Origin of the sequence: Akkermansia sp. JRP_AM1, from assembly GCF_049262625.1 — a bacterium.
GTDB lineage: Bacteria > Verrucomicrobiota > Verrucomicrobiia > Verrucomicrobiales > Akkermansiaceae > Akkermansia > Akkermansia massiliensis.
This window is the reverse complement of sequence record NZ_CP118234.1, coordinates 1,896,048-1,922,594: the sequence shown is the minus strand read 5'-3', so window position 1 is coordinate 1,922,594 and position 26,547 is coordinate 1,896,048. Positions and strand designations below refer to the sequence as shown.

The window sequence follows — 26,547 nt, the reverse complement described above, 5'->3', positions numbered from 1 at the left end:
CCTCCGGAGAAGGCGCCTGCCCGGCAAAGGTCCTGCACCGCGCCGGAAACCTGCTACACCGGAAGAACCCCAACCCCTTTTCCCATGCCTGACCGCACGCCGCAACCTCCGCCACGGCTATCCCCGCGCCTCCGGAAGCAGGCGCTTCTGCTGATTGCCTGCGTCATTTCAGGCAGCCAGCTGTACGGCCTCAAACATCCCGCCTCCGTCTGGCCCGCGGAACGGGAAGTGCTTTCCGGCCATTCCATCTTCGGACAGCCGGGGGACCCGGCCTCCCTGGTCACGGTTCCGCTGCCCTATCCGCTGAGGCCGTCCTGGTCCCCGGACACGGAGCTTGCGTCCATTACCTGCCACCGTTTCATCGCCGTGCCGCTCACCAGGATTTTCCAGCGAACGCTGGAACATTACGGCATGGAGCGCATCCGCGAACTGCGGCTGGACGTTTACGGAGGCTGCTTCAACAACCGCCCCATCCGCGGAGGCTCCCGCCCGTCCCTGCACGCGTGGGGCATTGCGATAGACATGGACCCCGAACGCAATACCCTGTACATGAGCACGCCGGAAGCCGTCTTTTCCGGACCGGAATACGATGCCTTCTGGTCCATCGTGGAAAAGGAGGGGGCCTTTTCCCTGGGACGCGAGAGAAATTACGACTGGATGCACTTCCAGTTCGCCAGGCCGTGAAAGTGCGCGGAAGCCCCCAGGCGGCACCGGAGCGGCCCGGGCGTCAGAACGTATATTTCAGGTTGATGCCGTAATAAAAATCATCCCCCAGGTCCCTCTGCTTCACCACGGTCAGCGCCTGGCTGTAGTTGGTGAACAATTCCACGGTCAGGCGCGAGGTAGCGCGGAAGGTAAAACTCAGGTTGTAATCCAGGGCGTTGGATCCGTGGTGCACCACCGGGCCCACGTACCCCCCGTTGTAGCCGTAACGCACCACGGCATCCACCCTCACGCAATCCGCGATCTCCTCGTGCAGCCCCGCAAACACGGCGTAATAGCCGCGGAACGTATGGTTGTTATACTGCCAGTAGAGGTCCGTGCCGCCGAACCAGCGGTCGGAAAAATGATAGGTCGTCTTCAGGCCGGGGCGCGGGATGCCCTTGTCCCCCGGAAAAACAAAGCTGTGCTCATACCAGGGCATCACCGTCCAGTTCCCCAGCTCCTTGATGTAATCCAGCCGGTACTTTAATTCCGCATGGTTCCGGTGGTCCGTGGAAACGCCGTACCATATCTTCCCCACCCATTCCTTGTACTGTATTTCTGGAACGAACATGCACAGGGAGCCGTCCCACAGGTCAAGACCCTCGCACTCGTACTTGCTGGCCCATCCCGTCTGGAAGCGCAGATAAACCCGGTCATCCGTGGGGCCGGCCAGGGAAAGGGGATGGGGGCAGGCCGTCTTCAGGTAGTAGGACTGATCCTGGCAAACCGTCGTGGAACCCCAGGCGCCGGGGCATGACAGCACACCCGCACAGGCCGCCAGCAATAGTTGAGTCGCAGTGTTCGTTTTCATATTCATTTATGGTTGGACAGGCGTTTTCTGGGGCGGCGCATCCGGACGAGGACGGCATCCTTCCATGTTGTACTCCCGCTCCGTTTTTTACTGCAAGCCGATACTCCGCCCGCAGCCGGATAAAATGCCTTCTGAAAATGGGACACCATGGAAAAAACAATATGCAGCCTCCAGAGCAAAAAAACAAACCTCCATTGAAAGATTGTGTCAGCAGGATTTGTATCCAAGACAGTATTCATGAAGTTCCTTATTCCCGCGCTCGTTCTGTCCGCCTGCCTTCCCGCGGCATTTTCGCAAGAACAAATTATCCCGAAACCGGCAGAAATCACGGTGTTCCACGGGAAGCCTGCCCAGCTCACGCCGGCGTCCGCCATCATTACCGCGACGCAGGACAAGGCTTTCCTGAACCGCGCCAGGCAATTGCAACAGATGCTCGGCGAAGGAACCGGACTGCCCCTCCCCCTTAAAACGCCCGGAGAAGCACCGGAGAATGCCGCCTGCATCATCATTAAAAAGGACCCGGCCCTGGCCGCGAAGGGGGAGGAAGCCTACTCCATCCAATCCTCCCCCAGGGGAATCATTCTTTCAGCCGCCCATGCCAAAGGCATTTTTTACGCCGGGCAAAGCCTGATCCAGATGATGCCCGTCATTTTCCACGACCGGAAGGCGGACAAATCCGCCGTCCAGTGGAATATTTCCGGAGCTCCGTTCAACATGGTGGACTACCCGCGGTTCTCCTGGCGTGCGCTGATGATTGACGAGGTTCGCCACTTTTTCGGTGAAAAAGCCATCAAGCAGATCATCGACCAGATGGCCCTGTTGAAAATGAACATCCTGCACTGGCACCTGACGGACGACGTCGGATGGCGCATTGAAATCAAGAAGTATCCCCGTCTGACCACCATCGGTTCCAGGCGCAGGGAATCCGAAACCGGTACGTGGAACAGCGGCAAGTCCGACGGCACGCCGCATGAAGGCTTTTATACCCAGGAGCAGATCAGGGACATCGTTCAATACGCGGCCCGGCGCAATATCACCATCGTCCCTGAAATTGAAATGCCGGGCCACGCCAGCGCGGCTGCCACAGCGTACCCGTTCCTGAGCTTGAAATCACCCAGGGAAGTGCCCACCACGTTCATCGTCAACACGGCCTTTGACCCTACCTCGGAAAAGACCTATGCCTTCCTGTCCGACGTACTGGACGAAGTCGTGGCGCTGTTCCCCAGCAGGATCATCCATATCGGCGGCGATGAAGTGCGCTATGCCCAGCAATGGAAGGACGTTCCGGAAATTGAGGCGTTCATGAAAAAGAACAACATGAAGAGTTATGCGGACGTCCAGATGTACTTCACCAACCGCATGTCCGGCATCGTCGCCAAAAAAGGGCGCCGCATGATGGGCTGGAATGAGATTTACGGCCATGACGTCAACGGGGACGGCGGAGGCAAAGCCGGAACCAAACTGGACACGAACGCCGTCATCCACTTCTGGAAAGGGAATACGGACCTGGCTAAAAACGCCATCAAGGACGGGCATGAGGTCATCAATTCCCTCCACAGCTCCACTTACCTTGATTACAGCTACGGCAGAATTTCCCTGCAAAAGGCATACGGCTTCGAGCCCATTTTCCCGGGCCTGGAGGAACAGTACCATTCCAGGGTCAAGGGGCTGGGGACGCAGGTATGGACGGAATGGATTGCCAATACGGAGCGCCTCCACCACCAGGCATTCCCCCGGGCCTGCGCCTTTGCGGAAGTGGGCTGGACACCTGCCGGGAAAAAGGATTTCCCGGATTTTAAAAAGCGCTTGAAGGAATATAGCGGGCGCATGGACCTGATGGGCATCAAGTACGCCGGGGATGTGATCAACCGGATAGACAAGTCCGACTTTTTCAACACGCCGCAGATCGGCACATGGACGCCTGACGACCTGTCCGGACAGGAGCATTCGTTCGACGTCACCAAACTGGTCAAGGTTCCCGGCAAATACACCGTGACCCTGCTCTACGACAAGGGGGCACACGCCATTGAAATCGAATCCGTGGCCCTGTATGAAGGTGAGAAGGAAATTGCCCGGGACGCTCATTCGGGCAGGAGCGGTACCGATCAGAAAAATATCCAGTACATCCTGAACGTTCCGGAAGCCAGGCAAGGGGCATCCTACACGGTCAAGGCCAGATTCAAGGGGGCCGGAGGCAGCGACTCCTACGGAACGGTGTACTGTGAAGCGCCCTAAAAACTGCTGAATCAACCCGCAACAAAAACCGGAGGGGCTTCATGCCCTCCGGCTTTTGTTTCAGCAACCGGGATACTGCCGCTTGGACTATCCTTCCCAGGCATTGTTCTTTTTCAATCCCATCAGGTTTCCCAGGCACAGGGTGCCTTTCACGAACAGGAAGCCCGTACCTTCCATCAAGCAGAGCGGAATTGCTGCCGCCTTCACCCGGAGCTGCGCAACCCGGGTTCCGGTTGCATTAAAAAGGCGCCGGAGGCCCTCACTTGCAGACCTCCGGCGCCTGAATGACCGGAATCAGCGGACGATAATCTTCATCCGCGGAAACCGGGCGCAGCTCACATTTCAGCCATCATCTTTTCCACGTATTGGAAAAAGATGCTTCCGTCCTCCCCGCTGATGCCATAGTCTTTGGTATCCTCGATATTCGCATTTTTGATGCGGGTGATGATATAAACTTTGGAGAACATGATTCCCCATTGTCCATACTTGTCATTATCAAACCAAACGTGATGATTGTAGGTCGGCTCGAAGTAGATGGTCCCTCCGTCATCAGGCTCGGCAATCGGACCACAATATTTGATAATGATGTGGCTGATGCCCTTGTAGCACCACTCCTTTCCGCATTGCGGCTTCTTGGAGAGGCTGGTAGTCATCTCGATGGTGGCATTTGTAATGTTGAAGGATAATTTATCCTCATCATGGTACATGACCCCCTTTTGAGGGAGAGTCACCTCGTTCTGGATGGAGACCCCTTCATAAATGAGGCGCGCCCCTTTCCACTCCGTTTCCGGCGGAGCTATTTCCCCTTTCAGGAAGCAGGTCCCTGAGAGAGAAACCATAATTGCACAGGCAATTTTGTTCATTGTTGTTTTCTGGTTTGTTGTTGTTTTAATAATTCCTTTTTGAGGAATTCCTTCATTTCCTGAACAGTTTTTTCAGGAGGATTTTTCGCATCGTCCCGGTACTGCCGCCAGTCGATGCGCAGCTTGGCCATGAGGCGCAGTTCCCTGGGGGAGAAAGGAACGGTGCCCGGAGCATTAGGCATGAAATCCCGGGACCGGTTGCCGATGTAATAAATCTGGCTCTGGTCCCATGAGCGCTTCATGGTTTCATCAAAGGAAGCCCTTACCCGGTCGTCACTGACTCTGGCTTCCCACTGGAGGCAATCCGCCAGGCAGCCGCCCTCCGCCCGGTTCTCCCGGGCCTGCCGCCACAGGGAGAGAATATACCTGTTCTGAAGGCTGCACGCCGCAGGCGTCAGGTACTTGCGCGTGTATTGCAGCTCATACAGGGGCTTGCACACGGCCTTCTCCCTCTGCCCCAGGGTGGCTCCGTTCACTCTCTCTGGAGTGGGAACAATGCCCGCGAGCTGGCCGGCCACATAATAGGGCAGTTCCTCCGGCATGCGGATTTCCCACGGAATCTTTTCATTCACGAATACGCCGTTTAAAATGGTATTGAAGGAACCGTTGCGGCAAACACGGAACAGGTAGATTCCCCCCTTCCTGCACATGAACCTCTTATAAACCCCGGAACCCGCAAATCTGGAAACGCGCGTGCGCGCTTCCACCGGGAAGGAATACCACTGCTCCATGGCGGCGGTAAGAACTTTCCCCACTTGTTCTGTTCCCCTATCGCGAGGTCTCCCACATTGTTGAACTGGAAGACGAGGGAGGAGGTGGAAGGATGCCTTCTGGCTTCCACCACGTAATCCCGCCTGGATTCATTGGAAAGATAACCGTTGGGATTATAGAAATACAGGGCTATTTCATGGACGCCCTCCGGCACTTCCACAACGGTCCAAATGTCGGGACCATCCACAAAGCCCGGATACACTTCCCCGTGGTCGTCCCATTCCGCCTCCGTCCGCACGGAATCCGTGGGATTGAAAAGAATGTTGCGGTTATCATTCTCCTTGATGCTATGCACCCACCAGCGCAGGGCATCCCCCTTGTTGCGGTTGAGCCCCATCAATCCCTGGATCCAGTAAGAAGACACGGCCCCCTGGTATCCGGGATAACCCGGAACGGAGGAAAGGGTTCGGAACGACACGGTCTTGGCCTTAAACTCGGAATTGCTCATGGGGGCATTCGTGGCGCACAGCGTGGCGCGCGTCAGGCCGTACCTCCCGCACCAGTCCCCCTTCGTGGACCAGTCCTCCCCGCGGAACACAATGCTCTTCCCCGCATGCGCATCCGCTCCCAGCTTTTCCAGCCTCCTCAGGACTGCGGCAGGGTCTTCCATCCGGGACGGGGACGGGAACGGAATCTCATCGTCCTGCTGCTTCCTGTCCAGTTGATAAGACAGGGAACCCTTTTTCAGACTGACAAGCCCTTTCCCATACGTCGCCGCCCAGACACTTCCGTCCTTCAGCGCCAGCAGGGAGGGGACATCCGTATTTTCCAGTCCCTTCCTGATTCTCCGGCGCACCGTCATCCTTTCGGCATCCAGCACGTCCACTCCCTGCGTCCGGTAGCCGATGAAAATATCCTTTCCCTGCCGGAGGATGGAAGACACGAAGTCTTCCGACAGCATTTTGGCATTTCCCTCACCCGGAACGGCCGTCTTCCGCGCAGCGGAACCATACAGATTACTATTCTTCCGGGCATAATCCCGGCCGCGCAAGAAACGCCAGGAGCTGATGCCGTTGCTGTACGCCAGGCCGGACCAGGTGCCTACCAGCACCTGGTCTTTTTCCGTACAGGCCAGAACATTGCAGATATTGGAAGGCAGCCCGTCCCCATACGGCTGGTACGGCTGCCGGGCAAACTGCTTGTTGTCCCAGTACCACGGCGCCTGCACGTTCTTCCACTGCATGTACCCCGACTTGCGCGGTGAATACGAGATACCGCCGCAGGCATAGGCCAGCCACAGATTCCCCCTGGCGTCAAAGCCGGCGGAAGCCGCCTGGTCTTCCACCAGTCCCGTAGACCGGTCCAGCGCCTTCCATGAATCATTTCCGGGATCATAAACGGACACGCCTCCGGACGTGGCAACGGCCACCTCCCCGGAAACGGGAGAGACGGCCAGCGCATAAACATGCTCTCCGTTCAGGGCATTGCCGCGGTCATACGTCTTCCACTCCCTCCCGTTGAAAACGGCCACGCCGCTGTCGTCCGTGCCCACCCAGATGCGGCCCTGCCTGTCCTCCGCAATGCAGGTGAAATTCTTCCCTTTGGGAAAGCCGGAATAATAATCCATGTTGAGCCACGACTTCTCGTACGCTCTGTCGCCGACTTGAAGGCGGTAAACGCTTTCCCTCTCCCCCACGGCCCATATAGCTCCATCCTGCGCCACCAGAGTACCGCGGATAAAGCGCACCGGGCATTCCGGCAGTTGTTCCGGGATCTGGACGGATTTGACTTCTCCTGCGGACCATCCCCCCAGCAGGGGGAAAACCAATGCGAGTGTTCCTATGAAATGTTTGAATTTAATTAACATAACCAATTATTTCCTGATTATTATGTGAGAATATTATCGTATTTTGCCGACGTCAACCCCATTTCCAAGTTATTCTCAATTTTATCCAATCAAAAAACCACACAATCGGTTTACAGTCAAATATATAAGTCATTCAATATATGTTAGTTATAAAAATTATTCAGGTTTAGAAAAACCCAAGACACACCGCCCTTCCTGTACCCGGACAGAAAAAATGCAGGAGACTAACTCAAAAGCGGCGACCAACCGCTTTTTCTTCTTTCAAAAATGCTCTTTCCGGACATTCATCAACATCGAATTCCGAATCCGAAGTCAACAGGAAAGTTTGGTTTAAAACATGTTAGAAGAATTTGGATTTGGAAAAATTGGAGAAATAGCAATTAATGAAAAAATGAATTAAATGATAACTATCTGACAGTCTTGATATTCATGTGTTCAAGGCATTGCAACGGATTCGGAATCCGATAAGAACCGGGTATCGCAGGGGTTTCTTTCTCTCCTGAATTTTGAATGGAATAATTTAAATTACTATAGTATTAATTTCATGCAACCTCATTTGCCTTATCAACTAACAGCGTGGCTTATGGCAGCCGCCTTCTTCGGAACTCTCGCCTCCCAATCCCAGGCTGCCGGAGAAAGCATCAGCATCAATTTTGGTACCAACGAACCAAACGGCACCATTTCCGATTCTTCCAGCGCCGGGCTTGAAGCCGTTCCCGGCTCCAACTGGAATCAATTCAGCGGAGCTTCCCAATCCACGGCCCAGAACCTGAAGGATAACAACGGAGACGCCACCGGAGCGACCGTCACCTGGTCCAGTAAAAATACCTGGCGCGGAGGCGACACCCCCTCCACCGGGGACGGCCAGATGCTGAAGGGCTACCTGGACGACGGCAGCGGCATCACCATCAATGTCAGCGGCGTTGATTTCCTGACCTACGGCGTCTACATTTATTGCAATACGGACACAGCCAACGGAAACTTCTCCGCCAAGACCGTCAACGGCGTTTCCTACACCTGGAACGGAACTTCCACCGTGGCAGGCTCTGCCGCGTGGGGAGCAACGGGAACCTTTGGACAGGCGGTGGAAGGGACCAATACGCTGTATGTGGAAGGCCAGACTTCACCCAACCTGAGCATCACCGCTCCGAGCAACACCAGCGGTTCAGGCACCCGCGGCTGCATTGCAGGCATCCAGATCGTCAATACCTATGAGGGCGTTAAAATTTCCGCTACGCTGGATGGCACCTCCTCCTCTGAGTGGACTTCCTCCCAACTGGGGGATGCCGCATGGACGGACTCCGCTGACGGAGCCGGCACCTATGCTTCCATCAACGTCACCAACGGCCCGGGAGCCCTGACTATTGCGGACGGGGAAACGCGCCATACGGACGCCATCCTACTCACCGGCGGAAACCTCACCATTTCCGGCGGCACCCTGAGCCTGTCGGGCCCCGGCATCCTCCGCGCGGCAGAAGGCACCACGCTCACCGTATCCTCCAGCCTGTCCGGAACGGCTACTCTGGACGGGGCCGGCACCGTCATCATGAACGGAACCAGCACCCTGACGGGCCTGGCCGGTTCCGGAGCCCTGACTCTGGGGGACAACGCCTCCATTTCCATCACGGGAGATACCGCCTCCCGCTATACGGGAGCCCTGACTCTGGGAGAAAACGCCTCCCTCACGGCAGCCAATCCCAACTGGACCTTCGCCGGAGCCCTGACCATAGCGGCGGCCAACTACAATGCCAACGACTCATGGGCGCACACCGCCTCCTCCCTCACCCTGACGGGAGCCGGAGACGTGGAATACACCTTTGAAGGGGAACGCTTATTCCCATCACCCATGCAGACAGCACCCTGACGGTCCGCAAGGTGACGGACGGCACCGGCACCATCAATGCCAACCATGCCTCCGACATCGCACACCTGATCATTGACGCCGGCACAGTCAACCTGTCCGGCAGCGACACCGCCTACACGTTTGAATCCATCACCATCGGCCAGAACTCCAAGCTGAGCCTGAATGGCGTAGGCATCGTACTGGGCGGCACGCCGGATATCCTGATGAAGTCCGGCTCCACATTTGAAATGCTCAACTGCCGCGCGTATGGCGCGGATACCCCCATCAGCGCCAACATTACCGTTGACGCCGCCGGAGCCGGCGTGACCATCTCCGGCTCCCTTTACGGAAACGCCACCAACCTTGGCGGAACGATCACCGGCGAAGGAGAACTGCTGGTCACCAACGGTTCCAGCGGAAGCAACAACTTCACCATTTCCTCCGTCATTTCCGACAAGGACGCCTCCCACCAGATGAGCGTGAAGGTGAACAAGAACAGCTCCGTAGTCGTTTTCTCCGGCAACAACACGTACACCGGCGGCACCACCATCGTGCAGGGAACGCTCCAGACCAACTCCGCAACCGCACTTGGCCAGGGTTCCGTTCTGGTGCAGGGAGGAACGCTCAACGCCAACAGCCAGGCCCTGGCCAACGCCATTACGCTCCAGACGGGCACCATCCAGAACCTCGGCAGCGCTTCCGCTCCCAAGGACCTCACCGTCAGCCTGACGGGGAACGCCGCCATCAACAACTCAACGGTAATCCTGGGCAACGCTTCCGGCGCGCCCATGATTTCCACAGGCCAGGTGCTGACGCTTTCCGGCACTACCTCAGCCACGCTGAACAACGCCACGCTGAACCTCTCCAGCTTCAACACGGCTCTGATCGACATGCAGGGAACGTCCACCCTGAACCTGACCGGCGGCCTGACGCTGAATCTGGACAGTGCCCTGGCGCTTGACCTTACCTCCCTGACGATCGACCTGATCACTGTGGGCGAAGGCACATCCCTGGCGGACAACATCGACTGGGATTCCCTGCTGACGCTTACGCAGAACGGCCAGAACCTGATCTGGGACGGCGTTACCTACAACAACGGCAGCCTGACCTTCACCGGCCTGGCCGTACCGGAACCCGGCACGGCCACCCTGAGCCTGCTGGGCCTCACGGCCCTGCTGATGCGCCGCAGAAAGAAGGCCTGAGCTTCCTGAATTAACAGAAGACTCCATTCAGGGGCTGTTCCGCCAGCAAGGTGCGGAACAGCCCCTGTTTGCTATATATCCAACTCTAAAAAACAAGGGCCGCTGCCATACGGAAACCCTTGTTTGAAGTCTTATCCCTTTCCGGATAAGGAATAAAACCTCCGCATCATACTGCCGGAATGCCGGTCATATTTTCTTAACTAAAGTAAAAGTAGGGTCTTCATCCTTTCCGCTGGTCCCGAAATCACTTTTATTCTCCATTTTAGTCACCTTGTGCAGGGCCGTGATATAGACTTGTGAATAAAGGGTTCCCGATGTTCCAAATTTATTGGGATCATAGGCGAAGGGGACATCATTCTTCGTATCGGCGAATATCAGCGCTACATATATATTTCCAGTCATGGATATCCGTACTTCATGTATTTTTTTGTACAGCCATTCCTGTTTTTCCTGAGGATTTTTATTGAGGCTTGTGATCACCGTCACTTTACCCGGCATAATATTGTAGGCATTTTTTACACCCTTTTTTGCTTCCACTCCTTTTTGGGGAAGCGCCGGCTTATTAATAATGGAAACCCCATCATAATTCAGATGAGTTCCTGACCACATGGTATGCTCCCCGGTAATCTCTCCGTTGAGCACGTTCATGCTCAACAGACTGATTCCCGCAGCCAATATCATTTTATTATTCATGTTGTCGTTTTCTTTTGGGATTCATGTTCAAGGTGTTTCTTCATCTCTTGAACTGATTTCACAGGAGGTTGTTCGGCATCATCTCGATATTGCCTCCAATCAATATCCAGCTTATCCATCAAATAAACTTCATTTACGGAAAAAGGTATCGTGCCCGGGGCATTCGGAACACATTCCCTGGATCTGAGATCCGGATAATAAATCTGACACTGGTCCCACGCAGCCGCCATGGTCTGGTCAAAAGAAGAACGTACATCTGGAGAGTAAATTCTGGCTTCCCATTGAAACCAGTCTTCCAAGCACCTGCTCTTTTTCTTTCCTTCAACCGCCTCACGGAATGAGGAAAGAATGTACCTGTTCAAGCAGGAAGATCCTGCGGGCGTAACATACCGTGGCTGATACTGGAGAGTGAGCAGTTGATTGAGAAGAACCTTCTCCTCCGGCCCGGCAACAGAAGAATGAACTCTCTCGGGGGAAGGAATAATGCCTGCAAATAATCCATCAACATAATAAGGCAATTCATCAGGCGTTCTCATTTCCAGAGGAAGAAGCGCATTGATGAATACCCCATTTAAAATAGTATTGAAGGAACCGTTCCTGCAAACATGGAACAAGTATACGCCGCCTTTCCTGCACATGAAGCGCTTGTAAACTCCGGACCCCGCAAACCTGGAAACGCGCGTGCGCGCTTCCACCGGGAACGACTGCCACTGCTCCATAGAAGCGGCAAGCGTCTTCCCTTTTTTAGTGCGGTTCCCAATTTCAATATCCGCTTTGTTGTCGAACAGGCTTTGAATGGAAGAAGAAAAAGGATGCCTCCGGGCTTCTACCACATAATCCCGCCTGGATTCATGTTGAAGATATCCGTTGGGATTATAGAAATACAGGGCTATTTCATGAACCCCTTCCGGCACTTCCACAGCTACCCATATACCGGGACCGTCCACAAAGGACGGATATACTTCCCCGTGGTCGTCCCATTCCGCCTCTGTTCTTGTGGAATCACTGGGGTCAAAGAGAACATTGCGGTTTCCTGCCACATTGGCGCTTTGTACCCACCAGCGCAATCCATCTCCCTGATTGCGGTTGAGCCCCATCAGTCCCTGAATCCAATAACAGGGATACACTCGTTTCCATTTAGGGTCTTCAGCGCTCGTTTCCATGCGGACAGGTAATTGCTTGGCTTTAAACTCGGAATTGTTCATGGGGGCATTCATGGCGCACAGCGTGGCGCGCGTCAGGCCGTACCTCCCGCACCAGTCCCCCTTCGTGGACCAGTCCTCCCCGCGGAACACAATGCTCTTCCCCGCATGCGCATCCGCTCCCAGCTTTTCCAGCCTCTTCAGGACTGCGGCAGGGTCTTCCATCCGGGCCGGGGACGGGAACGGAATCTCATCGTCCTGCTGCTTCCTGTCCAGTTGATAAGACAGGGAACCCTTTTTCAGACTGACAAGCCCTTTCCCATACGTCGCCGCCCAGACACTTCCGTCCTTCAGCGCCAGCAGGGAGGGGACATCCGTATTTTCCAGTCCCTTCCTGATTCTCCGGCGCACCGTCATCCTTTCAGCATCCAGCACGTCCACCCCCTGCGTCCGGTAGCCGATGAAAATATCCTTTCCCTGCCGGAGGATGGAAGACACGAAGTCTTCCGACAGCATTTTGGCATTTCCCTCACCCGGAACGGCCGTCTTCCGCGCAGCGGAACCATACAGATTACTATTCTTCTGGGCATAATCCCGGCCGCGCAAGAAACGCCAGGAGCTGATGCCGTTGCTGTACACCAGGCCGGACCAGGTGCCTACCAGTACCTGGTCTTTTTCCGTACAGGCCAGAACATTGCAGATATTGGAAGGCAGCCCGTCCCCATACGGCTGGTACGGCTGCCGGGCAAACTGCTTGCTGTCCCAGTACCACGGCGCCTGCACGTTCTTCCACTGCATGTACCCCGACTTGCGCGGTGAATACGAGATACCGCCGCAGGCATAGGCCAGCCACAGATTCCCCCTGGCGTCAAAGCCGGCGGAAGCCGCCTGGTCTTCCACCAGTCCCGTAGACCGGTCCAGCGCCTTCCATGAATCATTCCCGGGATCATAAACGGACACGCCTCCGGACGTGGCAACGGCCACCTCTCCGGAAACGGGAGAGACGGCCAGCGCATAAACATGCTCTCCGTTCAGGGCATTGCCGCGGTCATACGTCTTCCACTCCCTCCCGTTGAAAACGGCCACGCCGCTGTCGTCCGTGCCCACCCAGATGCGGCCCTGCCTGTCCTCCGCAATGCAGGTGAAATTCTTTCCTTTGGGAAAGCCGGAATAATAATCCATGTTGAGCCACGACTTCTCGTATGCCCTGTCGCCGACTTGAAGGCGGTAAACGCTTTCCCTCTCCCCCACGGCCCATATAGCTCCATCCTGCGCCACCAGGGTACCGCGGATAAAGCGCACCGGGCATTCCGGCAGTTGTTCCGGCACTTGGACAAAGGCAATTCCCCCCTCAGTCCACATCCCCATAACAATCAGCAGCATAGCGGCAGCACTGCATAAATTTCCGAATATGACACTCATTATCCTTTTATGATATTTTCTGTATAATTGATGCATCATTCAAAGTCAACCAAATGGAAAGTTATTTTTTAATATCGGATTTCAGAAAATTACTTCATTCCTGCTTTCAGGGCCAATCTGCTACCTTGAAAAGGTCAGCGGACGCTCCGGCAATGAGACCAATAAGACTTCAAAGAACAAAAAAAGGGCCTCCGCACCCGCGGAGGCCCCCAGCTTACCCAAACAACAGAAAACTGCTGCATGCTTCTTTCAGGAATGCATGGCCAGGGCATGCCGGTATTCCACCGGGAAGACCTTGATGAATTTGCCGCGTTCCTCCGGCCAGTTGTTTAACAGGTCGCAGGCCCGGCGGCTTTTCGTAGCCATGTAGTGCTCGTAAATGAGCTGGAGCAGTTCCGCCTCGTCGGCGGAGTGCGGCATGACCGTTTCCAGGTCCACGCTGCCCAGGTTGCATTTCTGATCGAAGTCGTTGTCCGCATCGTACACGTAGGCCAGTCCGCCGGTCATTCCCGCGGCGAAGTTGACGCCCACCTTGCCGAGCACCGCCACACGGCCCCCGGTCATGTATTCGCAGCCGTGGTCGCCGATGCCTTCCACCACCATCTTGGCTCCGCTGTTGCGGATGGCGAAACGCTCCCCGGCCTGCCCGTGCAGGAAGATGCTGCCGGACGTGGCCCCGTAGCCGATGACGTTGCCGGCAATGACGTTGTCCGACGGAGCGTAGGAGATGTTTTCCGGAGGCCTCACGATGATTTTGCCCCCGGAAAGCCCCTTCCCTACGAAGTCGTTCGCCTCCCCGGCGAGTTCAAAGGTGATGCCCGGCGCCAGAAAGGCCCCGAAGCTCTGCCCCGCGCATCCGGTGAAGTGCACCGTGAGCGTATCCTCCGCCAGGCCGCGCGGGCCGAATTTCATCACCAGCTCTCCGGATAGCTCCGTGCCCACCGTCCGGTCCACATTGCGGACGTCGCGGAAGAGTTCGGTCTTTTCCCCTTTTTCCAGCAGGCCCTTCAAGTCCGGGAGCAGGCGGCGCCGGTCGTAGTTGTCCAGAGGTTCCTTTTCAAAGGAGGGGTCAAATCTGCGTCCGTCCCCCTCCGCCGCATGCAGGATGGAGGAGAAGTCCAGATGCTGAGCCTTGTAGAAGTCAATGGCGCGGTTCACGGAGAGCAGGTCCGCCCTGCCGACGGCTTCGTCCAGGGAGCGGAGGCCCAGGGAAGCCAGGATTTCCCGCGTTTCCTGCGCCACGAAGCGAAGGTAGTTGATGACGTATTCCGGCTTGCCGCTGAACTTGGCTCTCAGGGCCGGGTTCTGCGTGGCGACGCCCACCGGGCACGTGTTTTCATGGCACCTGCGGAGCATGGCGCAGCCGATGGCGACCAGAACGGCAGTGCCGAAGCCGAATTCCTCCGCTCCCAGCAGGGCCGCCATGACGACGTCCCTCCCGGTGCGCAGCTGGCCGTCCACCTGGAGCCGGACGCGGGAGCGGAGCTTGTTGAGCACAAGCGTCTGCTGCGTTTCCGCCAGACCCAGTTCCCACGGCAGTCCGGCGTGCTTGACGCTGGTGAGCGGGGAGGCGCCCGTACCCCCGTCGTGGCCGCTGACCACAACCACGTCCGCGTGGGCCTTCACCACTCCGGCGGCCACCGCGCCGATGCCCACCTCGGAGACGAGCTTGACGGAGACGCGGGCGTCCGGGTTGGAGTTCCGCAGGTCGTAGATCAATTGGGCCAGGTCTTCAATGGAGTAGATGTCATGGTGCGGCGGGGGAGAGATGAGGCTGACGTTCGGCATGGAATGGCGCAGCCGGGCGATGTACGGGTCCACCTTGTGCGCCGGGAGCTGGCCGCCCTCTCCGGGCTTGGCGCCCTGGGCCATCTTGATTTGGAGCTCGGAGGCGTGGCGCAGATAGTTGATGGTCACGCCGAAGCGTCCGCTCGCCACCTGCTTGATCGCGCTGTAGCGCACCTCGCCCCTGGCGTTGGGTTCGTAGCGGGCTTCATCCTCGCCCCCTTCACCGGAGTTGCTTTTGGCTCCTATTTTATTCATCGCGATGGCGATGGTTTCATGGGCCTCCGGGCTGAGGGAACCCAGGGACATGGCCCCGGAGACGAAGCGGCGCAGGATGGAATCCGCGCTTTCCACTTCCTCCAGCGGGACGGTGTCCGCGGGAGCGAATTCAAACAGGCCGCGCAGGGTGCAGAGGTGCTGCGCCTGGTGGTTGCTGTAGTCCGCAAATTCCCGGTATTTCCGTTCGTCATTGTCGCGAACGGCGGCACGGAAGGCCTGGAGCGTCTGCGGGTTCCAGAGGTGGTTTTCTCCGCCCTTCCTGTACTTGTACTGGCCGCCCGCATTCAGCCCGCCTTCCTTCCCGGCGTTTTGCGCGGCGCGCTGGTTGCATTCCGCAGCTATTTCCTCCAGCCCGATGCCGCCCACGCGGCTGACGGTGCCGGGGAAGAATTCGTCAATCAGTTCCCGGTTCAGCCCCACGGCCTCGAACAATTGGGAGGAGCGGTAGCTACGCAGGGTGGAAATGCCCATCTTGGACATGATTTTAAGCAGCCCCTTGTCAATGGCGTTGATGTAGTTGCCGGAGGCCTTCACCACGTCCAGCGGGCAGTCCTGCGGCGCGGCCAGGGAGGTGACCGTCGCCAGAGCCAGGTACGGATTGACCGCCGTGGCCCCGAAACCCAGCAACAGGGCGAAGTGCATCGTTTCCCGCGCTTCCCCGTTTCCAGGATCAGGCCCACGTCGGAACGCAGTCCGGCGGCCGCCAGGGCGCGGTGCACCACGGAGCAGGCCAGCAGGCTGGGAACGGGAAGGTAGCCGCGGCCTATGTTGCGGTCCGTCAGCACCAGGATGCGCACGCCGGACCTGACCAGCCCCACGGCGGATTCCGCCAGGCTGTCCAGCGTCTCCCGCAGAGCGTTTCCGTCCCCGCCTTCCGGGAACTGGAGGGGGAGCCTGGCGGAAGGGAAGCCGGCTTCCCGGATGTTGCAGAGGCGGTTGAGCTCCTCGTCCGTAATGACGGGGCGCGCCATCTTGATGAGCCGGGCGTGCTCCGGCGTTTCCTCCAGAATGTTGGGATGGTTGCCGATGTACGTGGTCAGGCTCATGACGAGTTCCTCCCGGATGGGGTCGATGGGCGGGTTGGTCACCTGCGCGAACAATTGCTTGAAGTAGTTGAACAGGAGCGGCGCCTTTCCGGAGAGGACGGCCAGCGGCGCGTCGTTCCCCATGGAGCCGAGGGGTTCCGCGCCCTTCATCATCATCGGGCGGAGGATGAGTTCCACATCCTCCTGCGTGAAGCCGAACTGGCGCTGATGAACCGCCAGGTCCGGCATTTCCGCGGAGGCGGAGACAGAGTCGAACAGGGAGCGGACGGAAATCTTGTTTTGTTCCACCCAGCGGCGGTAGGGCATGCGCCGGGCCATTTCATTCTTGGTTTCCGCATCGGACACCAGGCGGTGGTTCACCAAGTCGCAGTAGATCATCTCTCCGGGGCGCAGGCGGCCCTTGCGGGCCACTTTTTCCGCGGGAATGTCCGCTACGCCCGTTTCCGAGGCCAGGATGAAAATATCGTCCGTGGTCAGCGTGTAGCGGGCGGGGCGCAAGCCGTTGCGGTCCAGCATGGCGCCCGCGTTGACGCCGTCGGAGAAGACGACGGCGGTCGGGCCGTCCCACGGCTCCATCAGGGCGGAATGGTATTCAAAGAAGCCACGCACGTCCGGCCCCAGATGGTAGTTGACGCCCCAGGCCTGCGGCATGAGCATGAGCATGGCGTGGCGCAGGTCGCGCCCGGCGGCGGCGAGCAGTTCCACCATGTTGTCCAGGCAGGCGGAATCGCTCTGGCCGGGAGGAATGAGGGGCAGGAGCTTCTGCAAGTCATCCCCCAGCAGGGCGGAGGACAGGTGCGGCTCCCGCACGCTCAGATGGTTCAGGTTTCCGCGCAGGGTGTTGATTTCCCCGTTGTGGGCCAGGTAGCGGAAGGGATGGGCCAGGCTCCACGTGGGGAAGGTGTTCGTGCTGTAGCGCTGGTGGACGAGGGCCAGCGGAGATTTGAAACGCTCATGGCGCAGGTCTTCGTAAAATCCGTCAATTTGCGTGCCGAGGAACAATCCCTTATACACGATGCTGCGGCTGGAACAACTGCACACGTAGCATCCTTCCACGCGCCGCTCCATTTCCCGGCGCATTACGAAGAGCTTGCGTTCCAGTGCCGCCTGGTCCGCAAAGCCGCTGCCGTCGATGAAGAGCTGGCGAATCAGGGGGCAGGTGCGCCGGGCGTTCTCGCCGATGCTGTCGCGGTCCACGGGAACCTCTCTCCAGGCAATCACCCTGCCGCCGTTTTCCGTGACGGCGGCCTCCAGTTCCTCTTCATGGCCGCAGCCGCCGAACATCATGGCGACTCCGTATTTTCCTCTGGCGGGGAGTTTGTTGGGAAGGAGCAGGCGGAAGAATTCATCCGGCAGGGCCAGCAGGATGCCCGCTCCGTCCCCGGTATCGGGATCGCTTCCCACGGCGCCGCGGTGCATCAGCCTCTTGAGAACGGTGACACCCATTTCAATGATTTTGTGGCTCGGTTCATTCTTCAGGTCCGCCACCAGCCCCACGCCGCAGGCGTCCCTCTCCTGTTCAAAGTCATACAATCCCTGCGGCGCAGGAATGCCTGTCTCGAATTGATCACTATTCATCAGTTTGCTGTTTTATTTGAGTTAAGCTGATTTTCTTATAGCAAAAACCGTGCCAACATTATGCACTCCTTCCACTCTCCCCGTTTTCCGAACGCCGCCGCCCCGGTTTTACATGATTTGACAGGCCTTCCGGCATGACAGAGGACCCACGGCGGCAAAGGACAATTCCCTCTCCCAAGCAGATATTTTTACATTTTCGTAATTACCCTTTTACCGTGATTTTACATTTTTGTAATTAATGCTTTCACCTTTTTCATCCCTCTTCTTTCCACGGCTTCCTTTTACAATTTCTGCAATATATTTATAGGCAACTTCTTAAAACACCATACCCACTCCGGCACAAGTTGATTCAAAAAGCTGGCACGGTTCTTGCTAAGAAAAAGATACAACAGTTAACCATGATGAGTGACTCGACAAGAACACAAGCCATCAGCGCCATCGCCTCCCTTCCCGTGAGCGGGGTGAGCGAGAGCGCTCCTGTCCGCATTGATTATTACGGCGCCGACGTTTTCAGTACGGAGGTGATGAAGAAGTACCTGCCCAAGGACACGGCGAAAACCCTCCTGTCCACCATCCAGGACGGCCTGCCGCTGAACGCGGACATTGCCGCGGACGTAGCCCACGCCATGAAGCAGTGGGCTCTGGAACGGGGAGCCACTCACTACACGCACTGGTTCCAGCCCATGACGGGTTCCACGGCGGAGAAGCATGATTCCTTCCTGGACCCCAAGGGCATGGAGCCGATCATGAGCTTTTCCGGCAAGAACCTGATCGTGAGCGAGCCGGATGCTTCCAGCTTCCCCTCCGGCGGCCTGCGCTGCACGTTTGAGGCCCGCGGATACACCGCGTGGGACCCCACCAGCCCCGCCTTCATCAAGAGGCACGGGAACGGAGCCACCCTCTGCATTCCCACCGCCTATTGTTCCTATACGGGAGACGCGCTGGACAAGAAAACCCCTCTGCTCCGCTCCCGGCAGGCATTGGGCAACGCCGTCAAGAGGCTGATGAAGTGCTTCGGGCTGCCGGATGAACGCGTGACCATCACGCTGGGGCCGGAACAGGAGTATTTCCTGATCGACAAGAATTTCTATCTGAACCGCCCGGACCTGGTCCAGACGGGCCGCACCCTTTTCGGCGCGCCGCCCGCCAAGCACCAGCAGCTGGAAGACCATTATTTCGGCTCCATCAAGCCGCGCATCCTCAATTTCATGAATGATGTGGAAAAGGAACTCTGGCGGCTGGGCATTCCGGCCAAGACGCGCCACAATGAGGTGGCCCCGGCCCAGTTTGAACTGGCCCCCCTGTTTGAGGACGTGAACCTGGCGATCGACCACAATATGCTGGTGATGGAAATCCTGCGCCAGCAGGCCAGCAGGCACGGGCTGGTGTGCCTGCTCCACGAGAAGCCCTTCGTGGGCGTCAACGGCTCCGGCAAGCACAACAACTGGTCCATTTCCTACGGGGACAAGAATCTGCTGGATCCCGGCACGGACCCGCAGCAGAACGCCATTTTCCTGACCGTGCTGGCCGCCATCATCGAGGCTGTGGACAAGCACAGCGACCTGCTGCGCAATTCCGTAGCCAGCGCCGGGAACGACCACCGCCTGGGCGCGAACGAGGCCCCTCCCGCCATTATCTCCATTTTCCTGGGCGACCAGCTCAATGAAGTGATCGAGAATATCATCAACGGGGAATCCGGCCGCGGCAGGCGCAACGACACGCTCCAGATCGGCGTGGATACGCTGCCCGTCCTTCCCCGGGACGCGACGGACCGCAACCGCACCAGCCCGTTCGCCTTCACCGGCAACAAGTTCGAGTTCCGCGCCCCCGGCTCCGCCCAGTCCTGCGCGGGCCCCATGATGACCCTGAACACCATTGTGGCGGAGGCCTTCGATTCCCTGGCGGAGGAGCTTTCCTCCTTCGCTCCGGAGACCTTCCTGGCCCAGCTCCAGGAGACGCTCAAGCGCAGGATTTCCGAACACAAGAGAATCATCTTCAACGGAGACAATTATTCGGAGGAATGGGTGAAGGAAGCGGAACGCCGCGGCCTTCCCAACCTGAAAAACACGATGACCGCCCTCCACACCCTGGTGAATGAGAAGAATGTGGCCCTGTTCGAGAAGTACGGGGTGTTCTCCCGCAGGGAACTGGAATCCCGGTTTGAGATTTTCCTGGAGGAATACCACAGGCGCATCCGCATTGAAGGGCGCCTGTCCTGGGAAATGGCGGCCACCATCATCCTCCCTGCCCTGCGCAACGAATACAAGCAAACCGTTTCCGCGCTCTCCAGGGCGCTGGACGCCAAGCGGACCAACGGGACCGCCGCCCTGCAAAAGCTGGCGGACAAGCTGGGCGACGCCCTGGATTCCGTCGTGTCCGACCTGGATACCCTGGAAACCGCGCTCACGAGCTGCCATGAGGACATCCTTGCCGCGATGTCCCGATTGAGAACCAGCGTCGATGCCGCAGAAACCCTGGTGAACGACCGGTCCTGGCCTCTCCCCAAGTACCGGGAAATGCTGTTCATCTATTAGGGTGCACCGACGAGCTCCGGAGCTTTGCCGGCCCCCTTGCGGGGCAAGCCTCTGCCCGCAGAGGGAAAGGCACGGCTCCGGGGCCTTGGCGCGCCCTGTCCCGGCCGCCCTTTTTCCCACTGTTTTCCACCGACCACCAACCCCAGAAAAATCCGCGTCATTGGCCGTAAAAAAACTTTCCTCCGGAGCCCTGCGGGCACTTAATTCCCCCGGCGGAAATCCACGGTCCAGAACCACAGGATTCTTCCATCGCCATTATGCCTAAAGATACCTCCATCAAAAAGATTCTCGTGATCGGCTCCGGCCCGATCGTCATCGGCCAGGGCTGCGAATTCGACTACTCCGGCACCCAGGCCTGCAAGGCCCTCCGGGAAGAAGGTTATGAAGTAGTGCTGGTAAACTCCAATCCCGCCACCATCATGACGGACCCGGAGACCGCCCCGCGCACCTACGTTGAACCGATCACCCCGGAGTTCGTGGAGAAAATCATCATCCGGGAAAAGCCGGACGCCCTGCTCCCCACCCTGGGCGGCCAGACGGCCCTGAACTGCGCCATGGAGCTCCACCGCAGCGGCGTGCTGGAGAGGGAGAACGTGCGCATGATCGGCGCCCATGCGGACGCCATTGACCGCGGGGAGGACCGCAACCTGTTCAAGGAGGCCATGATCCGCATCGGCCTGGACGTGCCGCGCTCCGGCATCGCCCACACGATGGAGGAGGCGCGCCGGGTAGCCGGGGACATAGGCACCTTTCCCCTGATTATCCGCCCCGCCTTCACGCTGGGCGGCATGGGCGGCGGCGTGGCGTACAACAAGACGGAGTTTGAGGAAATCTGCGCCCGCGGGCTGGACCTCTCCCCCGTTTCCGAAATCCTGATTGAGGAATCCCTCATCGGCTGGAAGGAGTTTGAAATGGAAGTGATGAGAGACCGCGCGGACAATTGCGTGGTGATCTGCTCCATTGAGAACATTGACGCGATGGGCGTGCATACCGGGGATTCCATCACCGTGGCTCCCATCCAGACCCTGACGGACAGGGAATACCAGGTCATGAGGGACGCATCCTTCGCCGTCATCCGGGAAATCGGCGTGGAAACGGGCGGTTCCAACATCCAGTTCGCCATCAACCCGGCCAACGGCCGCATGATCGTCATTGAGATGAACCCCCGCGTTTCACGTTCCTCCGCTCTGGCTTCCAAGGCCACGGGGTTCCCCATCGCCAAGCTGGCCGCCAAGCTGGCCGTGGGCTACACGCTGGACGAACTGCGCAACGACATCACGAGGGAAACGCCCGCCTGCTTTGAGCCCACCATTGACTACGTGGTGACCAAGGTCCCCCGCTTCACGTTTGAAAAGTTCAAGCAGGCGGACGAGCACCTGACCACCTCCATGAAATCCGTGGGGGAAGCCATGGCCATAGGCCGCACGTTCAAGGAATCCCTGCAAAAGGCCCTGCGCTCCCTGGAAACGGGCCGCTGGGGCTGGGGTTTCGACACGAAGGCGCCGCAGAAGCCCACCGCGGAGGAAATCACGCGGAAGCTTGCCGTCCCCACGGCGGAACGCATTTTCTGGATTCAGACGGCGTTCAGCAGCGGCTTTTCCCTGGACGAGGTGCACCAGCTCACCCAGATTGACCCCTGGTTCCTGGCCCAGATGCGGGACCTGGCGAAGGCGGGCGACCGCCTGGACGCGCTGGACCTGCGGGAAGCCAAGAAGCTGGGCTTTTCCGACAGGCAGATCGCCCTGGCCCGCGGAACTACGGAGGAAAGCATCCGCAAGGAACGCCGCGAACAGGGCATCGTGCCCGGCTACCGCCTGGTGGACACCTGCGCCGCGGAGTTTGAGGCATACACGCCTTACTTTTATTCCACGTACGGGGATGAAAACGAGGCGCGCGACACGGGCCGGAAGAAGATCCTCATCCTGGGAGGCGGCCCGAACCGCATCGGCCAGGGCATCGAGTTCGACTACTGCTGCGTGCACGCCTCCATGGCCCTGCGGGAAATGGGGTATGAAACCATCATCGTGAATTCCAACCCTGAGACCGTCTCCACGGACTACGATTCCTCCGACAAGCTTTTCTTTGAACCCCTGACGCTGGAAGACGTGCTCCACATCTGCGAGCAGGAGAAGCCGGACGGCGTCATCGTCCAGTTCGGCGGCCAGACGCCGCTGAACCTGGCCAACGCCCTGGAAGCCCACGGCGTGCCCGTCATCGGCACCAGCCCGAAGGCCATTGACCTGGCAGAGGACCGCGAACATTTCTCCGCCCTGCTGAGGGAGCTGGGGCTGAAGCAGGCGGACGCGGGGACGGCCACCAACGTGGAGGACGCCGCCGCCATTGCCGCCCGCATCGGCTATCCGGTGCTGCTGCGCCCCTCCTTCGTGCTGGGCGGCCGCGGCATGATCATCGTGTACGAGGAGCAGGAGCTGCGCCGGTACATGAACGAAGCCGTGGAGGCCTCCGAGGAACGCCCCGTGCTGATCGACCGCTTTCTGGAAAACGCCGTGGAGATTGACGTGGACGTCATCGCGGACCGGGAGCGGGCCGTCATCGGCGCCATCATGCAGCACGTGGAGCCCGCGGGCATCCACTCCGGGGATTCCGCCAGCATGATTCCCGCCATGGGCATTTCCATGAAAATGCACAAGGAAATCACGCGCGCCTCCAAGGAGCTGGCACGGCGGCTGAACGTCTGCGGGCTGATGAACATCCAGTTCGCCGTGAAGGACGAACAGCTTTACGTCATTGAAGTGAATCCGCGCGCCTCCCGCACCGTTCCGTTCGTCTCCAAGGCCATCGGCAGGCCCCTCGCCAAGCTGGCCGCACAGGTCATGGCCGGCAAGACGCTGGAGGAGCTGGGCTTTACCCGGGAAATCACGCCGGAATACCACTGCGTGAAGGAGGCCGTCTTCCCCTGGGGCCGCTTTCCGGGCATCGACGTGGTGCTGGGGCCGGAGATGAAATCCACCGGGGAGGTGATGGGCATCGACCCGGACCCGGACATCGCCTTCGCCAAATCCCAGATCAGCGCATTCAATCCCCTGCCGACGGAAGGCAAGGTTTTCATCTCCGTGAATGACCGGGACAAGGAGCGCGTGCTCCACATGGCCCGCCAGCTGGCGGACATGGGCTTCACGCTGTGCGCCACGCGCGGCACGATGATCCACCTGCTCCAGCACGACATCGAATGCGAACGCGCGTACAAGGTGAACGAGGCGCGCCGCCCGAACATCGTGGACCACATCAAGAACGGGGACATCGATTTCATCATCAACACGCCCGGCTCCCACGACGCGCGGGCGGACGACATCATCATCCGTTCCTCCGCCATCGCCGCCAAAACCTCCTACTGCACGAACCTGGCCTCCGCACAGGCCTGCGTGAACGCCATTGAGGCGCTGAAGAACAGGAACCTCCAGGTGTGCACCATCCAGGAATACCATGCCCAGACCGTTTAACCCCATACCAAACAGCATTTTTATATCATCATGAGAGCCATTCTCGCACTGGAAGACGGAAGCGTCTTCATCGGTTCGCACTTCGGAGCTACGGGCACGGAAGTGGGGAAGCCTGCTTCAACACGTCCATGACCGGCTACCAGGAAGTCCTGACGGACCCGTCCTACAGCGGCCAGATTGTCACGATGACCTATCCCCTGATCGGCAATTACGGCGTCAACCCGGAAGATTACGAGTCCGGCAAGGCGCAGGTCAGCGGCTTCGTGGTGGCGGAGCTGGCGAAGGTTCCTTCCAACTGGCGCGCCACGGAAGCCCTGGGCCCGTGGCTGGAAAAGCAGGGCGTGATCGGCATTGAGGGGGTGGACACCCGCAAGATCGCCAAGCACCTGCGCTCCGCGGGCGCCATGCGCGCCTGCCTCACCACGGAGCTGACGCCGGAGGAAGCCGTGGAAGCCGCCAGAAAGGCCCCCTCCATGGAAGGCTGCAACATCGTAGACAAGATCGGCTCCCATCCCATGACCCCGGAGGAAGTGGACGCGCTGGTGACGGAAGGGGTACTGCCCCCCACGGAGTACGACATCGTGGCCTTCGACTTCGGCATCAAGTACAACATCCTGCGCCAACTGAGGGAAAACGGCTTCCGTGTGACCGTGGTTCCCGCCCACACGACGGCGGAGGAAGTGCTTGGCATGAAGCCGGACGGCGTTTTTCTTTCCAACGGTCCGGGGGACCCCGCCACGCTGACGGACATCCACCGTGAAGTAGCCGCCCTGATCGGGAAGGTTCCCATGTTCGGCATCTGCCTTGGGCACCAGATCATTTCCCACGCGCTGGGGGCGAAGACCTTCAAGCTGAAGTTCGGCCACCGCGGCGCCAACCATCCGGTGAAGGACCTCCGCACGGGTAAAATCAGCATCACGTCCCAGAACCACGGTTTTGCCGTGGATCCGGACACCGTGCCGGACGACGTGGAAATCACGCTGATGAACCTGAATGACAATACCGTGGAGGGCATCGCCCACAAAACGCTCCCCGTTTTCAGCGTGCAGTACCACCCGGAAGCCGCCCCCGGCCCCAGAGACCCCCAGTACCTGTTCCGGGACTTCAAGCAGATGATTGCGGCCAGCAAACGGCAAACCGCCCGCTGACAGTGGCATTCCTCTTCCATGACCAGAGCATTTTCCTCGTCACCATGGGAAAAATGCGCTATTTATGCCCGGGCACATGAATTGCGGCTCCGGCGGAGGTTTTTCCTTTCATTCATCAACCTCCCCAACCAACAAACCATCTACACACAGCACATGAGCAAAATCGCATTAATCTCCGGCATCACGGGACAGGACGGTTCTTTTCTCGCAGAGTTCCTGATTGACAAGGGCTATGAAGTACACGGCATCCTGCGCCGCTCCTCTTCCTTCAACACGGGCCGCATCGAGCATCTTTACCTGGACGAGTGGGTGCGGGACATGAAGAAAAACCGGCTGATCAACCTCCACTATGGCGACATGACGGATTCCAGCTCTCTGATCCGCATCATCCAGACCGTGCAGCCGGATGAAATCTACAACCTGGCGGCCCAGAGCCATGTGAAGGTCAGCTTTGACGTGCCGGAATACACGGCGGAAACGGACGCCGTGGGCACCCTCCGCATGCTGGAGGCCGTCCGCATCCTGGGCATGGAAAAGAAATGCCGCATTTACCAGGCTTCCACGTCCGAACTCTTCGGGCTGGTGCAGGAAGTTCCCCAGAAGGAAACCACGCCGTTCTATCCCCGCTCCCCCTACGGCGTAGCCAAGCAATACGGCTTCTGGATCACCAAGAATTACCGCGAATCCTACGGCATGTTCGCCGTCAACGGCATCCTGTTCAACCACGAGAGCGAACGCCGCGGGGAAAACTTCGTCACCCGCAAGATCACGCTGGCGGCGGCCCGCATCGCCCAGGGCATGCAGGACAAGCTTTATCTGGGCAACCTGAACGCCCTGCGCGACTGGGGCTACGCGAAGGATTACGTGGAATGCATGTGGCTGATTCTCCAGCACGACAAGCCGGAAGACTTCGTCATCGCCACCGGGGAGATGCATACGGTCCGGGAGTTCTGCACGCTGGCCTTCCGTGAAGCCGGAATTGAGCTGGAATGGGAAGGCGAAGGCGTGGAAGAACGCGGGCGCGACAAGAAGACGGGCCATATCCTGGTGGAAGTGGATCCCAAGTACTTCCGCCCCTCCGAGGTGGAACAACTGCTGGGAGACCCCACCAAGGCCAGAACCCTCCTCGGCTGGAACCCCACCTCCACCCCGTTTGAGGAACTCGTGCGCATCATGGTCCGCCACGACATGGAATACGTCAAAAATCCCGTCAATTCCTGAG

General features: G+C 58.5%; 13 protein-coding genes and 2 pseudogenes. 8 read left to right on the top strand and 7 right to left on the bottom strand.

Annotated features, from left to right (window positions below; all coding sequences use genetic code 11):
• Positions 1 to 84 precede the first annotated feature (84 nt).
• Positions 85 to 684, top strand: a complete 600-nt coding sequence (locus PVA48_RS09090) for a M15 family metallopeptidase (RefSeq protein WP_102728482.1) — start codon at positions 85 to 87, stop codon at positions 682 to 684.
• A 43-nt stretch (positions 685 to 727) separates the two neighbouring features.
• On the opposite strand, the gene PVA48_RS09085 is transcribed toward PVA48_RS09090, so the two are convergent.
• Positions 728 to 1,516, bottom strand: a complete 789-nt coding sequence (locus tag PVA48_RS09085) for a hypothetical protein (protein ID WP_146018241.1) — start codon at positions 1,514 to 1,516, stop codon at positions 728 to 730.
• Between the two features lie 237 nt (positions 1,517 to 1,753).
• Between PVA48_RS09085 and PVA48_RS09080 the strand changes: the two genes are divergently transcribed.
• On the top strand, positions 1,754 to 3,751 hold the full coding sequence (locus PVA48_RS09080; protein ID WP_102728481.1) for a beta-N-acetylhexosaminidase: 1,998 nt from the start codon (positions 1,754 to 1,756) through the stop codon (positions 3,749 to 3,751).
• Positions 3,752 to 4,086: 335 nt separating this feature from the next.
• On the opposite strand, the gene PVA48_RS09075 is transcribed toward PVA48_RS09080, so the two are convergent.
• From PVA48_RS09075 to PVA48_RS09065, 3 genes are read right to left on the bottom strand one after another with little or no spacing between them, the layout of a single operon-like run.
• Positions 4,087 to 4,614: a hypothetical protein gene (locus PVA48_RS09075; protein WP_102726592.1), complete on the bottom strand. Its 528-nt coding sequence runs from the start codon at positions 4,612 to 4,614 to the stop codon at positions 4,087 to 4,089.
• Positions 4,611 to 5,186, bottom strand: coding sequence for a hypothetical protein (locus PVA48_RS09070; RefSeq protein WP_423231625.1), 576 nt, complete (start codon positions 5,184 to 5,186; stop codon positions 4,611 to 4,613). The genes PVA48_RS09075 and PVA48_RS09070 overlap by 4 nt, the downstream gene beginning before the upstream one ends.
• Before the next feature lie 11 nt (positions 5,187 to 5,197).
• A complete protein-coding gene (locus tag PVA48_RS09065) occupies positions 5,198 to 7,153 on the bottom strand; it encodes a ligand-binding sensor domain-containing protein (RefSeq protein ID WP_423231624.1) in 1,956 nt (651 codons plus the stop codon).
• A gap of 622 nt (positions 7,154 to 7,775) precedes the next feature.
• Here PVA48_RS09065 and PVA48_RS09060 point away from each other — a divergent pair.
• Both PVA48_RS09060 and PVA48_RS09055 read left to right on the top strand, forming a co-directional pair.
• A complete protein-coding gene (locus tag PVA48_RS09060; protein WP_423231623.1) occupies positions 7,776 to 9,056 on the top strand; it encodes a hypothetical protein in 1,281 nt (426 codons plus the stop codon).
• Between the two features lie 11 nt (positions 9,057 to 9,067).
• Positions 9,068 to 10,237 carry an autotransporter-associated beta strand repeat-containing protein gene (locus PVA48_RS09055; protein ID WP_423231622.1) on the top strand — a complete coding sequence of 390 codons (1,170 nt, stop codon included), beginning with the start codon at positions 9,068 to 9,070 and terminating at the stop codon, positions 10,235 to 10,237.
• A 186-nt stretch (positions 10,238 to 10,423) separates the two neighbouring features.
• Here the strand turns inward: PVA48_RS09055 and PVA48_RS09050 are convergent, their stop codons facing one another.
• The 3 genes and pseudogenes from PVA48_RS09050 to gltB all read right to left on the bottom strand — a co-directional run bounded on the left by PVA48_RS09050 (position 10,424) and on the right by gltB (position 18,182).
• Positions 10,424 to 10,930, bottom strand: coding sequence for a hypothetical protein (locus PVA48_RS09050; protein ID WP_022397198.1), 507 nt, complete (start codon positions 10,928 to 10,930; stop codon positions 10,424 to 10,426).
• Entirely contained in the window at positions 10,927 to 13,440 is a 2,514-nt protein-coding gene (locus PVA48_RS09045; protein ID WP_215833361.1) for a ligand-binding sensor domain-containing protein, read from the bottom strand. The genes PVA48_RS09050 and PVA48_RS09045 overlap by 4 nt, the downstream gene beginning before the upstream one ends.
• 303 nt (positions 13,441 to 13,743) lie before the next feature.
• Positions 13,744 to 18,182: pseudogene (gene gltB, locus PVA48_RS09040) on the bottom strand (glutamate synthase large subunit).
• Positions 18,183 to 18,580: 398 nt separating this feature from the next.
• On the opposite strand from gltB, the gene PVA48_RS09035 reads away from it, so the two are divergent.
• From PVA48_RS09035 to gmd, 4 genes and pseudogenes are all read left to right on the top strand, one after another.
• Entirely contained in the window at positions 18,581 to 20,716 is a 2,136-nt protein-coding gene (locus PVA48_RS09035; protein WP_180971036.1) for a glutamine synthetase III, read from the top strand.
• A 257-nt stretch (positions 20,717 to 20,973) separates the two neighbouring features.
• On the top strand, positions 20,974 to 24,177 hold the full coding sequence (gene carB / locus PVA48_RS09030; protein WP_102728474.1) for a carbamoyl-phosphate synthase large subunit: 3,204 nt from the start codon (positions 20,974 to 20,976) through the stop codon (positions 24,175 to 24,177).
• A 30-nt stretch (positions 24,178 to 24,207) separates the two neighbouring features.
• Positions 24,208 to 25,325: pseudogene (gene carA / locus PVA48_RS09025) on the top strand (glutamine-hydrolyzing carbamoyl-phosphate synthase small subunit).
• 153 nt (positions 25,326 to 25,478) lie between these two features.
• Positions 25,479 to 26,546 carry a GDP-mannose 4,6-dehydratase gene (gmd, locus tag PVA48_RS09020; protein WP_102721901.1) on the top strand — a complete coding sequence of 356 codons (1,068 nt, stop codon included), beginning with the start codon at positions 25,479 to 25,481 and terminating at the stop codon, positions 26,544 to 26,546.
• Position 26,547: the final 1 nt, after the last annotated feature.

Bases quoted from the DNA above. Each gene is read 5' to 3' on its own strand.
- PVA48_RS09060 (WP_423231623.1), top strand. From the start codon at position 7,776: ATGGCAGCCGCCTTCTTCGGAACTCTCGCCTCCCAATCCCAGGCTGCC.
- PVA48_RS09050 (WP_022397198.1), bottom strand. From the start codon at position 10,930: ATGAATAATAAAATGATATTGGCTGCGGGAATCAGTCTGTTGAGCATG.
- carB (WP_102728474.1), top strand. From the start codon at position 20,974: ATGCCTAAAGATACCTCCATCAAAAAGATTCTCGTGATCGGCTCCGGC.
- gmd (WP_102721901.1), top strand. From the start codon at position 25,479: ATGAGCAAAATCGCATTAATCTCCGGCATCACGGGACAGGACGGTTCT.
- PVA48_RS09085 (WP_146018241.1), bottom strand. From the start codon at position 1,516: ATGAAAACGAACACTGCGACTCAACTATTGCTGGCGGCCTGTGCGGGT.
- PVA48_RS09075 (WP_102726592.1), bottom strand. From the start codon at position 4,614: ATGAACAAAATTGCCTGTGCAATTATGGTTTCTCTCTCAGGGACCTGC.
- PVA48_RS09035 (WP_180971036.1), top strand. From the start codon at position 18,581: ATGATGAGTGACTCGACAAGAACACAAGCCATCAGCGCCATCGCCTCC.
- PVA48_RS09090 (WP_102728482.1), top strand. From the start codon at position 85: ATGCCTGACCGCACGCCGCAACCTCCGCCACGGCTATCCCCGCGCCTC.
- PVA48_RS09080 (WP_102728481.1), top strand. From the start codon at position 1,754: ATGAAGTTCCTTATTCCCGCGCTCGTTCTGTCCGCCTGCCTTCCCGCG.
- PVA48_RS09045 (WP_215833361.1), bottom strand. From the start codon at position 13,440: ATGGGGATGTGGACTGAGGGGGGAATTGCCTTTGTCCAAGTGCCGGAA.